The organism is Clostridioides difficile ATCC 9689 = DSM 1296 (assembly GCF_001077535.1).
Lineage (GTDB): Bacteria > Bacillota > Clostridia > Peptostreptococcales > Peptostreptococcaceae > Clostridioides > Clostridioides difficile.
Genome location: NZ_CP011968.1, coordinates 1,914,983 through 1,930,035, shown reverse-complemented (window position 1 = coordinate 1,930,035; position 15,053 = coordinate 1,914,983). Strand labels below are relative to the sequence as shown.

At 25.6% G+C, this 15,053-nt stretch carries 19 protein-coding genes; 2 read left to right on the top strand and 17 right to left on the bottom strand.

The window, feature by feature from the left end; all coding sequences use genetic code 11:
• Positions 1-283 precede the first annotated feature (283 nt).
• The 4 genes from gap to CDIF1296T_RS09340 form a co-directional block, all read right to left on the bottom strand.
• Positions 284-1,300: a type I glyceraldehyde-3-phosphate dehydrogenase gene (gene gap, locus CDIF1296T_RS09355; protein WP_003430259.1), complete on the bottom strand. Its 1,017-nt coding sequence runs from the start codon at positions 1,298-1,300 to the stop codon at positions 284-286.
• Between the two features lie 636 nt (positions 1,301-1,936).
• Positions 1,937-2,401: a DUF4624 family lipoprotein gene (locus tag CDIF1296T_RS09350; RefSeq protein ID WP_009896907.1), complete on the bottom strand. Its 465-nt coding sequence runs from the start codon at positions 2,399-2,401 to the stop codon at positions 1,937-1,939.
• Between the two features lie 323 nt (positions 2,402-2,724).
• Positions 2,725-3,333: an NUDIX hydrolase gene (locus CDIF1296T_RS09345; RefSeq protein ID WP_009889720.1), complete on the bottom strand. Its 609-nt coding sequence runs from the start codon at positions 3,331-3,333 to the stop codon at positions 2,725-2,727.
• 81 nt (positions 3,334-3,414) lie between these two features.
• Positions 3,415-4,116 (bottom strand): B3/B4 domain-containing protein, encoded by a 702-nt coding sequence (locus CDIF1296T_RS09340; protein ID WP_004454365.1) that lies wholly within the window; start codon positions 4,114-4,116, stop codon positions 3,415-3,417.
• A 226-nt stretch (positions 4,117-4,342) separates the two neighbouring features.
• On the opposite strand from CDIF1296T_RS09340, the gene CDIF1296T_RS09330 reads away from it, so the two are divergent.
• Positions 4,343-4,609, top strand: a complete 267-nt coding sequence (locus tag CDIF1296T_RS09330; protein WP_009896904.1) for a DUF1294 domain-containing protein — start codon at positions 4,343-4,345, stop codon at positions 4,607-4,609.
• A gap of 102 nt (positions 4,610-4,711) precedes the next feature.
• Here the strand turns inward: CDIF1296T_RS09330 and CDIF1296T_RS09325 are convergent, their stop codons facing one another.
• From CDIF1296T_RS09325 to CDIF1296T_RS09265, 13 genes are all read right to left on the bottom strand, one after another.
• Positions 4,712-5,131, bottom strand: a complete 420-nt coding sequence (locus CDIF1296T_RS09325; protein ID WP_004454369.1) for a YjdF family protein — start codon at positions 5,129-5,131, stop codon at positions 4,712-4,714.
• A 266-nt stretch (positions 5,132-5,397) separates the two neighbouring features.
• Complete coding sequence (locus CDIF1296T_RS09320) at positions 5,398-6,180, bottom strand: PhzF family phenazine biosynthesis protein (protein WP_004454370.1); 783 nt, start codon at positions 6,178-6,180, stop codon at positions 5,398-5,400.
• 64 nt (positions 6,181-6,244) lie between these two features.
• Positions 6,245-7,006 (bottom strand): EFR1 family ferrodoxin, encoded by a 762-nt coding sequence (locus CDIF1296T_RS09315; protein WP_009896901.1) that lies wholly within the window; start codon positions 7,004-7,006, stop codon positions 6,245-6,247.
• Positions 7,007-7,509: 503 nt separating this feature from the next.
• On the bottom strand, positions 7,510-7,644 hold the full coding sequence (locus CDIF1296T_RS19885) for a hypothetical protein (protein WP_009889716.1): 135 nt from the start codon (positions 7,642-7,644) through the stop codon (positions 7,510-7,512).
• Between the two features lie 408 nt (positions 7,645-8,052).
• Complete coding sequence (locus CDIF1296T_RS09305) at positions 8,053-8,883, bottom strand: class I SAM-dependent methyltransferase (protein ID WP_009896899.1); 831 nt, start codon at positions 8,881-8,883, stop codon at positions 8,053-8,055.
• Positions 8,884-9,234: 351 nt separating this feature from the next.
• A complete protein-coding gene (locus CDIF1296T_RS09300) occupies positions 9,235-10,137 on the bottom strand; it encodes an SPL family radical SAM protein (protein WP_009896897.1) in 903 nt (300 codons plus the stop codon).
• Positions 10,138-10,186: 49 nt separating this feature from the next.
• The gene (locus tag CDIF1296T_RS09295; RefSeq protein ID WP_004454381.1) at positions 10,187-10,648 is read right to left on the bottom strand and encodes a pyrimidine dimer DNA glycosylase/endonuclease V; all 462 of its coding nucleotides are present in this window, start codon (positions 10,646-10,648) and stop codon (positions 10,187-10,189) included.
• Between the two features lie 51 nt (positions 10,649-10,699).
• Positions 10,700-11,155 carry a peptide deformylase gene (gene def / locus CDIF1296T_RS09290; RefSeq protein WP_003423696.1) on the bottom strand — a complete coding sequence of 152 codons (456 nt, stop codon included), beginning with the start codon at positions 11,153-11,155 and terminating at the stop codon, positions 10,700-10,702.
• A complete protein-coding gene (locus CDIF1296T_RS09285) occupies positions 11,127-11,405 on the bottom strand; it encodes a helix-turn-helix transcriptional regulator (RefSeq protein ID WP_003430247.1) in 279 nt (92 codons plus the stop codon). The genes def and CDIF1296T_RS09285 overlap by 29 nt, the downstream gene beginning before the upstream one ends.
• An 81-nt stretch (positions 11,406-11,486) precedes the next feature.
• Positions 11,487-12,203, bottom strand: a complete 717-nt coding sequence (locus CDIF1296T_RS09280; protein WP_009896890.1) for a hypothetical protein — start codon at positions 12,201-12,203, stop codon at positions 11,487-11,489.
• Positions 12,200-12,883, bottom strand: coding sequence for a hypothetical protein (locus CDIF1296T_RS09275; RefSeq protein WP_009896888.1), 684 nt, complete (start codon positions 12,881-12,883; stop codon positions 12,200-12,202). Before CDIF1296T_RS09275 ends, CDIF1296T_RS09280 begins: the two co-directional genes overlap by 4 nt.
• Positions 12,880-13,725 carry an ABC transporter ATP-binding protein gene (locus CDIF1296T_RS09270; RefSeq protein ID WP_009896886.1) on the bottom strand — a complete coding sequence of 282 codons (846 nt, stop codon included), beginning with the start codon at positions 13,723-13,725 and terminating at the stop codon, positions 12,880-12,882. The genes CDIF1296T_RS09275 and CDIF1296T_RS09270 overlap by 4 nt, the downstream gene beginning before the upstream one ends.
• A 113-nt stretch (positions 13,726-13,838) precedes the next feature.
• Positions 13,839-14,429, bottom strand: coding sequence for a TetR/AcrR family transcriptional regulator (locus tag CDIF1296T_RS09265; RefSeq protein WP_003430243.1), 591 nt, complete (start codon positions 14,427-14,429; stop codon positions 13,839-13,841).
• 288 nt (positions 14,430-14,717) lie between these two features.
• On the opposite strand from CDIF1296T_RS09265, the gene CDIF1296T_RS09260 reads away from it, so the two are divergent.
• Positions 14,718-14,951: a hypothetical protein gene (locus CDIF1296T_RS09260; protein ID WP_003430242.1), complete on the top strand. Its 234-nt coding sequence runs from the start codon at positions 14,718-14,720 to the stop codon at positions 14,949-14,951.
• Positions 14,952-15,053 lie beyond the last annotated feature (102 nt).

The following is a 15,053-nucleotide window of genomic DNA, read 5'->3' as shown; positions in this document are numbered from 1 at the left end:
TTTTAAAATGGAAATCAGTATTTTAATAATAAAAATTTTTCAGATTTATGCAAGTTTTCGACATCTTATCTTTCATTTTATAAAAAGTATGATTCCTTACTAAATATATATATACTTCTCTAACGACCTAATATGCAAATATAAGTTGTAACTTGTATCTTTTTGCATGAAAGAAAAAAGATTATGAAAAAATTTTTCCTTCAATATTTTTCATAATCTTTTTTTTTAGTTTTATATATTTTTTTTAAAAAATTTTTTTAAAATTTGCTTTAAGAAATATATATTATTTTAATTTTTCAGCTACATATTTTACTAAGTCAACAGTTCTTGAAGAATATCCCCATTCATTATCATACCAAGAAACTACCTTAACCATATTGTCTTCTATAACCATTGTGGATAGAGCGTCTATAATAGATGATCTTGAATCTCCTTTATAATCTATAGAAACAAGTGGCTTGTCACAATATCCTAAAACACCTTTTAATTCTCCTTCAGCAGCATCTTTTAACACAGAGTTAACTTGCTCAGATGTAACGTTTTCTTTAAGTTCGCACACTAAATCAACAAGTGAAACTGTTGGTGTTGGTACTCTAAGTGAAAAACCATTTAATTTTCCTTCTAATTGTGGTAGTACTCTTGACACAGCTTTTGCTGCTCCTGTAGTGGTAGGTATTATAGATTCAGCCGCTGCTCTTGCTCTTCTCAAATCTTTATGGCTTTTATCTAATATTCTTTGATCGTTAGTATATGAATGTACTGTAGTCATTAACCCTTTTACTATACCAAATTTTTCGTCCAATACTTTAGCAAAAGGAGCTAGACAATTTGTAGTACAAGATGCATTTGAAATTATATTGTGCTTTTCATTATCATATTCTTTCTCATTAACTCCGATAACTATAGTTATATCTTCATTTTTTCCTGGAGCTGTTATAATTACTTTTTTTGCTCCTGCTTTAATATGTTTTTCTGCCTTTTCTCTTTGTGTAAATAATCCTGTTGATTCTATTACTATATCAACCCCCAATTCTTTCCAAGGTAATTCTTCTGGGTCATTATATCTTAATATTTTTATCTCTTTAGAGTTTACTACTAGAGTGTCTTCATCCTTTGCCTCTACTTCACCTCTAAAAGTTCCATAGCATGAATCATATGTAAATAAATGTGCCAAAGATTCTGTTGTTGCTCTTGCATTTATGGCTACAATTTCTATATTATCTCCTAATTCTTCTTGAGCTATTCTTAATACAGCTCTTCCTATTCTTCCAAATCCGTTCATTCCTACCTTAATTTTCATTATGAAATGTCTCCCTCCATTACTATGTTTTTACATGATTATTGTACACTAAATAAATCATTTGTTCAATACTTTTTCTTGATTAAATAATCAAATTCCATGTTTTTTTATTATCAAAAGACAATTAGTATATCATTTTTCTTTATTTTACCCCTCATTTAGTATGTACTTTTTAGTGTAAAGAAGCTGAAATCATTTATTTTACTCAATGTCCCTTGGGACATATTTTGCCATCTTTTTTTTGAATTTTTAAACTATACTTATTTTTAAAAATAATATATCTTCAAGAATCTCCTCTAATTTAAAATAATAAAAATAAATTTTTATTTAGTTCAAAAAATATATGATTTTTTAAAATTTGCTACAATTATTATTTATATATCAAAATATAAATAATAATTAGCTTATTGTTAACTAAATTATGGAAATATACTTAATTGAAAACTTAAATTTATTTCCTTGTGTTATCAAGATTTCATGCTTACCATTTCCAATATCATGCTCACCAACTTTTGATGTGCATAAACTATTTCAAGTAAAAATGCACAACCTATCCTTTTTGATAAGAAAAAGCAGTCAATCATAAATATCAACTGCTTTTATGTACTGAATATCAAGTTATAGACAATCTGGAATTTATTTTGAGGGTTTTTCTTTCTCCTTAACTAAATTGCTTTCAAAAGTAACCTTTACAACTGCATGATTTATTTTAATTCCAGTAAAGCATATAGCATACTCTTTCTCTTTTTGTATATTAGAAAGAGAAATTGCGAATGTATCATTATCAACGCTTCCATGCCATATATTACTCCATAAAGTTTCATCTGTTTTATTGTCCTTTATTTCCACAATACCACTATCTCCATCCATTTTAAAAGAAATCTCTGTGTCTAAAACATCTATATCATTAGACACACAAAACAAACATGCATTAACAAATGGGTCTGAAGTATCATAATTTTTATCTAAGTCCATTTCAATGGTTGTTTGTCCTGATTCTTTGTTGTTTAAATTATTATATTTACTTTCATTGCTTTTTTTACAAGCTGTCAAGCTAACCACACTAATGATACTAATTAAACTAATAACTAATTTTTTCATAGAATTTATCTCCCTTACAATTTCTAATTTTTAACCCTACAAACTATAGTATTAAACTAATCTACTATTTTACATCAAATTTTTCAATCATTCAGCCTTTACCTTTTCTCATTTTAATTGCAAATATGTTAAATAATTTTGGAATTTTAATTATTGTAGTATCTTAAATTGGTTTATAACATATTATGAAAATTTAAGAGTCAAGTCACTTATTTAAAAATACACAAAATTATACTTTATTGTATAAAAAAAGAGATTATAATTTATACAAGTAAAATAAACTTTATTATTTTACTCTTCTATATAACCTCTTTTCTATATATCTATTCAAATAATTTAGCTCCTAAACTCACAAACATTTGTAAAATCAAAAATGCTTTTGTGTCTATCTTATGATTACTTTGTAAAATCTCTTTTGCATCTTCTTGCGAAATTAAAAGCGCTTCAATCTCTTCATCTGGTTCTAAAAATTCATCTGTTATATCACCATCACATATACAATAAACAAAGGCAACAGATTCATCACTCATTCCAGGAGATAAATAAACTTTATCAATACTTTTATTTTTTTTAATTTCTAAAAGAGTAAGTCCTGTTTCTTCTCTAAGTTCTCTTTCAACGGAAATATCTATAGACTCTCCTTCATCAACAAGACCTGCTGGTAACTCGTATATATATCCATTAATAGGTACTCTAAATTGTCTTATTAAAATTAATTTTTTACTACTTTTATGAAGCCCAACTATTACAACTGCATCTACACTATCTTCTTCATTCTTCAAATAAATATTTTTTAATTGCTCACTACTTTTTCTTGATGCTACCATCCAAACCTTATCTTCATCTAATTTGTTTTTATACTCTATTTCAAAAAGTCCTATAAACTTATTTTCAATCATTGGATTTACATTCTTTATTATAGTTTTTTTCAAATTTACTACGACCTTTCTTTTTTAATACCTTTTTAACATTATTAAGTAAATATAATATCTTAACAAGTATTCAACAACTTATTATATTTCCATTTCAGGATTATCTTTATCTACAAAACCTACTTTAATTTCACAATTAAATATTTCCTTTAACAATTTTGCTAATTCTTCTCTTGCACTCATTACCTTATCTAAATTAGCATCAGTAAAACCATCTATAGGAAAAAATATATTTTTTGAGCTATTAGTAATTTTTCCTTCCTCTCCTTGTCTCCATATCCATCTTCTAGTTTTTACCATGTCTCCAACTGAATAAATTAATTCTCCTTCTTCCATTAATTCAACATCAGTTTCTCCAAATGGTACAAATTTATCCCCTTTTTTAGAAAATCTAACATATACATCATCATTTCTAAAATCCATATCATGAGCGCCCATTGGAAGTAAATATTTTAAAGAAATAGAGTTTCCTAAATCTACAATAGGATTTATATGAGGAAGTTTCTTATTCTTAGCAACCCTTGTTGTCATTGCTTCTATCGAACTCATAAATTTATTTGGGTTCATGCCTAGACTTCTAAATGCCTCTCTATATGGTATAATTTCTTCTGATTCCTTTACTTTTTTATCTTTGAAGTAATCTTCTACTCTATCTATACTTATATCTAAAAGGTTGCTTATTCTTTCTATTTCTTTAGTATTATCTATTCCTTTTGCAACTACTACACCAAAGCATACATTTTCTAATTTATCAAAAACTTCTTTTTCTACTATAAATTTCATTTTGCTTTATCCTCCTGTTATTTTACATTATTTTCTAAATAGATTTTATCACTTTGTGTCTTATAAATATACCCCCTATTTGCTAATTGTTTAATTTTTTTAAATTTTCCAATTAATATTATATTTATTCTTATCAAATATTTTATATGTACTAATTACAAATTTAACTTTCCAAAACAAATATCTTGTTTTATAATGTATAATATATTTTTATGGAGGCAAGACTGTGAAAAATTTTATTCTAATATATTTTATAGTGATTAATTCTATTGCTTTCTTTTCAATGTACATAGATAAGAAAAGAGCAATTAGAAACGAATGGAGAATAAAAGAAGCTACTCTTATGTCTATAGCAGTAATTGGAGGTAGTATAGGTTCTATAATTGGAATGTATTCTTTTAGACATAAAACTAAACACATTAAATTTACATTTGGTATACCATTTATACTATTTTTACAATTTTTATTAGTATATTTTTATATTTTAAAGTAATTGAAATATAAAACCTTATTCTTTTCAATAAATTAAGGTGTATAAAATTAAAAATTTTATACACCTTTTTCTAGCAATTATTAAAAAGATATTTAATTAAAATTAATGACCCTTATGTTTAGCTTTTCTCTTTTCTTGTTTCAAATTAAATAGTCTTTCTTTTTCTTCTTCTTTTCTATTTTTAGCTAGGTTTTTTCTATCCTGTTTTCTTTCTTCATATTGAAGCTTAAGAGCATTTTGAGCCTTAGTCCCTATAGTTTCTTTTTCTTGTTCCTTTTTTACTTTTCTCTGCATTCTTTTGTATCCAATGTTGTCTTTGGTCACATTTTTTTCTAATTTAATGCTACCAAAATCTAATGAGAAAAATCTTTCAAGTATAAATTCATACACTTCTACTTCTTTAGGTTCTGCTCCAAAAACTACCCTACATGCTTCATATTTTTTACCATCTTGTCTTTCAAATATACCTACCCAAAATGGTTCTTCAAATAAGACTGTTAATTTTCCACTAATTTTGTCCATTGCTAGTTCCTCCTTAAATTACTTTCTAAAGAACGGACAACCAAGGAGGCAGGTTACTGACAGCTATTGCTGCGTCTGGACTACCAACCAGACTGTGTTTTTATCTTTATAGATTAAATATTATCTTTTTTAATCATGCTTGTCAATCTTAGTATCAACATCTATCATATTGATTTAAGTGAAATCAAGTTTTTTAACTCTACTTTATTATTGTTAACACTAAGAAAATTAATTATTTTTCATAATAAATTAGTTATTATACTTATTTAAATATCAATCTTTATTGTTCCCTGCATAAACAAGACTGCTTCACCAGAAATTTTTACAGTATTATCCTTCAACACTTCACACTGAATTATACCACCACGATTAGAAAGTTGAGCAGCTACCATTTTGTGTTTTCCCAACTTTTCAGACCAATATGGAATAAGATTACAATGTGATGAACCAGTAACAGGGTCTTCTGAATCTAATTCTGGACAAAAATATCTTGATACAAAATCTGTATTACTTCCTTGTGCTGTGATTATTATACCTAACCAGTCTGTCAATTTACGCAATTGTGCGTAATTAGGTTTATAATTTATAACTTCTTGTTCACTGTTTAGCAATAAGATTAAATCTCTTGAAGAATAAACAGCACTTGGTACACAGCCTATCAAATTAGCTTGTTGTGGTGATAACTCTATTTCAATAGGCATTATTTCTGGAAATATCATTTCATATAGATTTCCATTTCGTGTAACTTCAAGCTTTCCACTTTGAGTAAAGAAATCTATCCTTTTTACATTAACATCAATAAAATTTGATATTACATAAGCTGCTGCTAAAGTTGCATGACCACATAAATCAATTTCTGCTTTAGGAGTAAACCATCGTAATTCATAATTTCCTTTACCTTTAACTACAAATGCTGTTTCTGGTAAATTGTTTTCTTCTGCTATTTTCTGCATTAACTCTAAAGGTATTCTTCTGTCAAGAACACAAACTCCAGCAGGATTTCCTTTAAATAGTTTAGTTGCAAATGAATCAACTATGTAGTATTCCATTATTTAACCTCTCTTTCTAACATAAAATATACATCAATTTACATTCAATAAAACTTTAAATTTCTTACATATATTTCTTAATATTACTCTGTTCAACAACTTTTTTACCTAACAATGTAATTGCTTTTTTGGCACAATTATTTACACAACGATAACACATTGTACATTGCCCATTTGCAACAATCATACAATTTTTAATTACTAGATTCTTCATTGGACATAAATTAACGCATTTACCACATACAATACATTCCTCAGTATTAATTTTTAGTTTATCTGTATACATATTTGTTTTATTGATAAAATACAATCGTTGTCCAAATAACCCTACAATATGACTCAAAAAACCCAACCCTTCTTTTGGTGGTGACCCATGTTTCAGTTTTTTAGCAGCCTTAGTTACTTTCTTTTCTGCTTTTATTACAAGCTTTCTATTATACTCTAAAGAATGTTTTAATACCTTTTCATCTCCTATACTATCTGGCATCTTCACATGTAATCCACCAACAGTTATAGCACCGTATTTTTTTAATATTCTAGCTAACACACCAGAGCCATCTCCACTAAATAGAGCCATAGTTGCAATAATAAAAACACGTTTACCATTCCACAAAGTTGAATGATTTATTATAAAATCTTTCAATATTTTTGGCACATTACTATATTGCACCGGATAACTAAAAATAATATTCTCATGATTATTGATGTGCTGTAAAAGTTCATTATCTTCAATAGAATAAGAATTTGCTGTTATATCATATTCTTGTAAAAATTTTTCTACACAGTATCTTGAATTTCCTGTTCCACTAAAATATATTCCTATCATAGTACTTCTCCTAATAGCTAAGATTATATAGCTCTATTCTTAAAATTCTGACTTTTTATATTATCTAAATTAAGTAGTTTATTTAAATAATATAAACTTAATTCAACAAGTTACCTACTGAACCTCCCATGACTAAAGTCATAGTGTTCCTGCTTGATAGAATTTTGCATAGTCAATTTACTAAATACTTGTCTAATTCTTTTTTTATCATTTTAAATATACATTTTAATAATATTAGTAAGCTATACTTCCTTAAGCATATATTTTCCCTAAAGTAAAACTATTGATGATTATTCCATTATATAACCTAATTATAAATTTAGTAAGTTCATCACATACTATACCCTTAATTCTCAATTATAAAGTTCCCTAAAAAATATTTGAAAATTTAACTATGAAAAATTTCCTATTGCCTAATATGTATAAGTAAGGAGTACTATATAGTACTCCTTATATTGTACTCTTATAACATTGATGCCTTAATATTATTTTAATCTTAATCATTATTGATTTGATTTAAAATTATAAATAGGTTCCAATATTTTAATTATGTCAACTATATCTCTTATAGTTTTAATAATCTCATCAATTGGTTTATGTGCTTGTTGCACTTTATCAATAGTATTAATTAAATCCATTTACACATCTAGCACCTGTATGGCAATTTAGCATTATCCTTATCTTATACTTTGTTGTAAATTCTTGATTACATAATTCTATTATCTAACTTATAGCTGTGCAATCTACATTATCTGTAAATACTTTGCTTTATATATTTTCCCTGAACCTCTAACATTAATATAACAGCCTTTTTGCTATACACTTTTAACTATATACTTAATTTTAATAACATTACTTGTTTATAAAAATATACTATAGATAAATTTCACATAAAAATAATAATTCAAGTATTGATTTTTATATAAGCAAATTTGTAATGTACTAAAAATAACATAAAAGTTTCCATTTTTCAATATGTAAGCTTTTATTATGTTATTTTATTGTTAAAGGTTTCAAGTTTTTATTTATTCATTTTAAAAAAATTATTATTTTTGTAAAACTAATCCCATAGTCATACTATCGTCAGAATATGCTTCACCCTTAACATTACTAAAAAACTCAACAGACTTAAATCCAATATTTTCAACTTCTAATAAGAAACTTTCTTTTGAAAAATAGTGATTCCAAACATAAAATACATTTTCATCTTTTTCGGTTATTACAAGAGTTTGTTCTAATGTATTATAATCATTGTATTTACAATTATCTTGTAGACACATATATTTTTCATTACTCCAAAATCCTCCATCTTCATTTATTTCCCAATATTTAATTTCCTCAAAATTATTGTATTTATTTATTGTAAATACATCTAATATTAATTTTCCTCCAGGTTTTAAACTATCATAAATTTTTTCCATTAATAACCTTCTATTTTCAGTTGACAAAGCTCCATAATCACAATAAATTAAGGTAGCCAAATCAAATTCCTCATTATAGTTCATATTTAAATAACTTTGAAACAAGTAATTTATGTTTAAATTAGTCTCCTTATTTCTATTTTGTGCATAGTTAATAGAACGTTTTGAGAAATCAATTCCAGTTACCTTATAACCTTTTTGTGCAAATTTCTCTGCATATAAACCTGGACCACAACCTAAATCAAGTAATTTAGGATAATTAGCTGGATTTGCAACTGTAACTATCCAATTTACAGAATCCTCGATAAAGTTAAAATTTCTACTTGCTCCTTCAAAATTAGTGTCTAAGTGTGCTTTTAATAATTGCTTTGAAATATACTCATCATCCCAAAAATTAATTTCACTTTGTTTATAAAGCTCTGGTCTTTCTAAATACATACATAATTTGTTTAACAAAACATACCACTCCTTAAAATTTATTTTTAAAATAAAAAAACCACAGAGTTTACTCTGTGGTTTAACTTCAAAAAGATGAGTTTAAATAAGAGTAAAATAGAACCAAATATTTTTAAGCACAACAATAAAACTATAGCTTTACTTTGTTTGCTTATTAAATTTGATTTTATTCACTCTTTTCCAGCAATACTTATATCAACGATTTTATGATATCAAATATCACCGAACAACATCATCCTTTCATATTTTTATTTTATGAATTAATTATATATTTAAATTTTATATTTGTCAATAAATTTTAATTTTAATAAATTTTAATCATCATAGTAAAAAAATTTTTTTTATATAAAACTAATCAAAAAAAGATATCTGTACATCTCCTGAGTTTTTTAACTTTTCCTTCATTATTTTAGAGTAACTGCTTGATAGAGAATACTTATATCTAAGTTCATTAACCATTTTATACAATTGATTTTTATACTCCCTATTAAGTGAACCTGCACTATATAGTATTGATAATTTATCAAATAATTCAGGAAACTCTTTTTTAACAAAGTCAAAAAAAACACCTCTAGTTATACCCCTTAAGTATAAAGTCCCAGGTAAAACATAATGTACATTACATTCTTTTGCATGTCTAAATAGCGAATTTATATTATCAAAATCATCTGTAATATATGGTATAATTGGCATAATATGTAGACCAACTGATGCGTTAGTTTTTCTAAATTCTTTTAACATTTTAAATCGTCTCATTGAATCCACACCATTTGGCTCAATAAGCCTTTGTGTATCTTCATTTACTGTGGTAATTGTAGATGCTACATTGATATATGTAATCCTAGATAGCTTATCAATTAAATCGTAATCTCTTAAAATTAAATCTGACTTTGTAGAAATAATAGCTGGTGTCTTGTATTTTATCAGCAGGTTTAATATTTCTGGCATAATTTTATAGTCAGCTTCTATTGGTTGATAACTATCTGTAACTCCTCCTATATTGATTACTTCTTTCTTCCATTTACTGCTTTTAAGTTGTCTCTCAAGTTTTTCTACTATATTTGTTTTTACATAAATCTCTTCAAAATAATTATTGGAGTTGATGTACTTATGAGAGTAAATAGCATAACAATATTTACATCCATGCTCACATCCACGATAAATATTTAAATCCCATTTATATGGCATACTCCTTTTTAATTTATTACAAGCTATTTCACAATTTATTGGAATATATTTTATTTTATTATACAAATAATCACCTCTTTATATACAATAATACTATAATGTTAATCTATAGTAATTAAAACATGATATTTCCAGACCACAATTCATAATCTTTACTATATTTACAAAGTAATATATTCCATTCATTTATTGGTATTCCTCCACATGTTGCTTTTTCTTCTAAATTATATAAGCATTGCTTTAAATACATTTTATTATGCCAATCATCATATAAATTTTCTAAATTTAAACTATGTTCATTAGATATATCATTTGCAAAATTTCTATTTTTCCATTTTAATATACTTGTATATTTAAGTTCATTAGGTTTATAATTTCTTTTTAACATTTCATCATGTACAATTTTTGTATAAAATTTAAATTCATCTATACTATAATTCAATACTTTATTCACTAATAGATGGTTTGGAGTACCTTTTTTATCTATAGAACCTTTTATAGCAAGTAGCTCTCTCCATTGACTTACTAATTGATTTTTAGGTAATACATCAATTAAATCCTTATGCCATAATCTCATAATTTAACTCCTTACTATAAAATATTTTATAAATTCAATAACCAATCTATCTTACAATTTTACATGTTCAATAATTTTATCTGTAAAAACTATACCATTTAAATGGTCTATCTCATGACAAAGACATTTTGCCATAAAACCTGAACCTTTAATTTCTATTTTCTCACCGTATTCGTTTAGAGCTTGTACTGTAACTTTTTTTGGTCTTTTTAATTTACCCCATACTTCAGGAAAACTTAAACATCCTTCAACAACAATTTGTTCCCCTTCTTGTTTAATAATTTCAGGATTAACAAGCTTAATAAGTCCTTCTCCTAAATCTATAACAACTAATCGCTTTAATACTCCTACTTGGCATGCAGCTAATCCTCCTCCATTTGGAGTATTGTACATGGTCTCTGCCATGTCATTTAATATTTCTCTTATCTTATTATCTACGTTTTCTACATACTTACTCTTTTTTCTTAAAATTTCATCATCAAATGTTCTTATCTTTCTTATAGCCATAATATTCTCCCCTACTTATCTGTGCTCTTGATTTTCTTTCACTTTCTTCAAATAAAAATACACTTTCAATTGGTTCATTAAAAATTCTTGAAATATCATATGCCAACCATATTGAAGGTTCATTTTTACCAGTTTCTATAGCATTTATAGCCTGTCTAGATGTTCCAACTAATCTCCCTAGTTGTTCTTGTGTCAATCCTAATTTTTCTCTTAATATCTTTATTTTATTTTTCATATTTGCTCCATTCATGTAAGGTTAACTTTACATCTTAAATGTAACATTTTTCAACATTACTGTCAAGTCAACCTTACATTTATATATTAAATTTTCTTATTTAACTATTTTTTTACTAAACTTTTTAAATAATAATAAAATCCATATTAATGATATAACAATTGAAATAAACATATAGATATAATTATCTTCCTTAAATGCCTTCGATATCCAAAAAGTTGGTAAGAAGAACAGAATATATTGTGCTTTATTTAAAATAAAAAATGGTGCTAAAATACCCAGCATAAAAACACCTGAGAATTTCGTAATTACCATTCCTTCTAGTTTATTTGATGATAAAGAAATCACTAATATTGATATAATAATTCCTTGTAATAAAACTAATAAAGAAATTGATAAGTTTAACAAGAAAGAAATTTTAGTTAGAGAAAAAAAGATAAGTAGAATCATAGTAATAATAAATGCTAAGATACCTGGTATTCCAAATCGTGAAATAAGATAACCAGTTTTACCAAGCGGAGTTACTATTAAATATCTTGAAATGCTGTCATCAATTTCTCCCAATATGACCATTGTAGAAGCAAAAAAGAACATAAAAGGTGTAATAAAAGCTAAAAGTAAATCAAACATCAAGAAATACGGCTCTAAATTTAATTGATAATAAAACTTGTTAAGTGATATATTCTGTATTAATGGTATTCCAAATTTTATAAATACTCCACATAATATTGGAGAAACACATACTATAAAAAGCATAGCATCTCTCTTAATTTGTTCAAACTCTTGTTTAAACGCATTTATAATCTTTATCATAGTTTTACTCCACCTACCTTTTTCCAACTGCTACAAATAAAATAATAAGTTATAAAATAAATTATTATTATAATTGATATTAAAATTAAAATATTAATCATTATAAAATTTTTATCTCCACTAATAAGAGAAATACATATATTAAAAGGGTACAAATTTGCATATGATTTTGTGTCAAGAAGTACATTGAGTATTGGTGGAATAAAGCATATAATCTCAATAGGAATACTTAAAACAATAAACTGATTCAAACTAGATGCTTTACTTGCAAGTATCAATCCAAGCAAAGAAAATATAATAGAAGAAAAAAAGGTACCTATAGTTGATATTATAATATTATCTAAATTTAATGTAATAGCAATAAACATAGCTACAATACTAGATATTACTCCTAATGAAATTACCTTTGATAAAATATACTCAGATACTTTTACTGGAGATACAGCTAAGGAATTTAAAACCCTTTGACTTTTCTCAAGAAGTACAATAGCTCCCATAAAAAACAATCCCATTGCTGCTGGGTCAGAATAAATCATAATTATAACTATTTTTTCTCTCATAAAAGTTGGAAATACATTGATAATACAAATATATATAATACTTAAAAAAAGATATAAAAAATAAAAACCATACTTAAATTGAAACTTTATATCTCCTAAAATAAGATTTTTTAGCCTCATTGTAAATTCCTCCCTGTTATCTCAATAAAAATATCATTTAATGTTGGTTCACTACTATGTATTGATAAAAGTTTATTTTTCTCAATAAGCATATTCAAATTTTTATCATTAGCAGTATTGTTCAGAAAACATTCAGCAGTTTTTTCTCCATTATCAAAGTAAGTATATCTAACTTTAATAGCTCCTTTTGACATAATAAGATTATGTGGTGTATCTAAAGCAGATATTTTACCATTTACAATGAACGCTACTCTGTCACAAAGCTCTGTTGCATCTAACATGTTATGAGTTGTTAAAATAATAGTTTTACCTTTCAATTTTTCTGATAAAATTATATCTTTCATAACCTTGCTATTTGATGGGTCAAGACCACTTGTTGGTTCATCTAAAAATAAAATATCTGGATTATGTAATAAAGCTTTTATAAAATTTAATCGAGATTTCATACCTTTTGAATACTCAGATACCCTTTTATTTGCTTCATTTTCTAGTCCTACTGATTTTAATAACTCATCAATAGATAGTAGTTTTTTAGAATATAGAGACCCAAAATATTTTAAATTTTCTATTGCAGTCAACTTTTCATATAAACTAGGAAATTCAAAATCAACTCCTATATTTTCATAAAATTTATTTGAGTGTCTTTTACTCTCTACTCCATTTACAATGACACTTCCTCCATAATTAGTTATCATTCCAATTAGAATCTTTTGTAATGTAGATTTTCCTGCACCTGATGGTCCTAAAAATCCTAGTATTTCCCCTTTTCCTACTCCAAAGTTAATATTTTGTAAAAAATCTCTATCTGTATAACTAAATGATAAATCATCAACTTTAATCATTCAATATCACCCTTTCAAATTTTTGACTATTTTGACTATATGGTCAATAAAATATAATTTTTTTGTTTGTTAATAATTTTTAATAAAAGTTATTAGCAAACAAAATTTAAATTCTATTCCATAAGTTGTATAACTAATCCGTTTATCATTAATCTTAAAGCATCTTCAAAACAATTACTTCCAACCTCGCGCTTATATAGCATGGTAAGAAAAACTGCTCTAAATGCTCCACTAAAGCTTTCTATGTCTTTATTTTTTGCATTTGGTATGCAAGATATAATCTCTCCAATTTCAAAGTCATCATGTCTAAAGTGTTCTTCAATTATAGAATCTGGTAACTTTCTCACCAATATCTCAAATTCTCCATTTATCATGAGATTTAAAATTGAAGTACTATCAACCATCCTATAGAATTTCATAAATATATCTGTCAATTGTTCACATGTAATACTTTCATCTACTCTATTTATCTCATATAAGATTTCTTTTTGTATAGAGTCATGTATATCTCTTAATACCTCAAAAAAGAGCAATTCTTTTGATTGAAAAAATAGATAAAAAGTTCCTTTTGGTATTTTTACCCGTTTTACAAGCTCATCAACAGTAGTTTTTCTAATACCATATTGCTCCATACACAATCTTGCTTCTTCTTTAAGTCTTTTTATTATATACTCTCTTTCTTTATCAGAATATGATTTAGGCATCTTTTTCCTCCAGTTTGACTAAAATAATTTATATAGTCAATATAATACTTTTTCTATCTAATGTCAATAGTATTATTAGTATATTTAAAAATAAGCTTAAAAACTTTCGAAAATTCTGAATTTTATATAGCATTTTTTATTATCTAGTGTTATAATTAAGATATAAATAATATATTATTCTAATTTTCATATCTATTTGCTTATTTTTTAACTTAGTTTCTAATAGAAGTAATCATATTTATCTTTTTAAAAGTTTCAACTTTAATAAAAAATAAAGGAGTTGATTTTATGGCTACTACTACAAAAAACCGTTTTTACGATTATGTTCAAGAAAACTTAAATAAATATGTTGAAGTACATTCTTACTTTAGCAGTTGTCCTCTATATGGTGAAATTATAGAAGCAGATAGCTTATCAATTACACTTTGCTCAAGATATATAGATGAATCTAATCCAACTTTAAATGAAACTTACACATTATATTTACCATTAAGTTCAATAATATCTATTAGAACACTATAAAAAGTTAATTAAATATGGGTTATTTATATATAAAATGTAAGATTTTCTATATTTCTATATAAAGTAACCCTTTTTTATGTTTTTAAACTTATACTACATAAA

Excerpts from the sequence above, each read along its gene's own strand:
- CDIF1296T_RS09350 (WP_009896907.1), bottom strand. The coding sequence starts at position 2,401 with ATGAAAAAATTAGTTATTAGTTTAATTAGTATCATTAGTGTGGTTAGC.
- CDIF1296T_RS09285 (WP_003430247.1), bottom strand. The coding sequence starts at position 11,405 with ATGAATGGAGCAAATATGAAAAATAAAATAAAGATATTAAGAGAAAAA.
- CDIF1296T_RS09265 (WP_003430243.1), bottom strand. The coding sequence starts at position 14,429 with ATGCCTAAATCATATTCTGATAAAGAAAGAGAGTATATAATAAAAAGA.
- CDIF1296T_RS09280 (WP_009896890.1), bottom strand. The coding sequence starts at position 12,203 with ATGATAAAGATTATAAATGCGTTTAAACAAGAGTTTGAACAAATTAAG.
- CDIF1296T_RS09295 (WP_004454381.1), bottom strand. The coding sequence starts at position 10,648 with ATGAGATTATGGCATAAGGATTTAATTGATGTATTACCTAAAAATCAA.
- CDIF1296T_RS09315 (WP_009896901.1), bottom strand. The coding sequence starts at position 7,006 with ATGATAGGAATATATTTTAGTGGAACAGGAAATTCAAGATACTGTGTA.
- CDIF1296T_RS09340 (WP_004454365.1), bottom strand. The coding sequence starts at position 4,116 with ATGAAATTTATAGTAGAAAAAGAAGTTTTTGATAAATTAGAAAATGTA.
- CDIF1296T_RS09320 (WP_004454370.1), bottom strand. The coding sequence starts at position 6,180 with ATGGAATACTACATAGTTGATTCATTTGCAACTAAACTATTTAAAGGA.
- CDIF1296T_RS19885 (WP_009889716.1), bottom strand. The coding sequence starts at position 7,644 with ATGGATTTAATTAATACTATTGATAAAGTGCAACAAGCACATAAACCA.
- CDIF1296T_RS09325 (WP_004454369.1), bottom strand. The coding sequence starts at position 5,131 with ATGGACAAAATTAGTGGAAAATTAACAGTCTTATTTGAAGAACCATTT.
- def (WP_003423696.1), bottom strand. The coding sequence starts at position 11,155 with ATGGCTATAAGAAAGATAAGAACATTTGATGATGAAATTTTAAGAAAA.
- CDIF1296T_RS09275 (WP_009896888.1), bottom strand. The coding sequence starts at position 12,883 with ATGAGGCTAAAAAATCTTATTTTAGGAGATATAAAGTTTCAATTTAAG.
- CDIF1296T_RS09270 (WP_009896886.1), bottom strand. The coding sequence starts at position 13,725 with ATGATTAAAGTTGATGATTTATCATTTAGTTATACAGATAGAGATTTT.
- gap (WP_003430259.1), bottom strand. The coding sequence starts at position 1,300 with ATGAAAATTAAGGTAGGAATGAACGGATTTGGAAGAATAGGAAGAGCT.
- CDIF1296T_RS09260 (WP_003430242.1), top strand. The coding sequence starts at position 14,718 with ATGGCTACTACTACAAAAAACCGTTTTTACGATTATGTTCAAGAAAAC.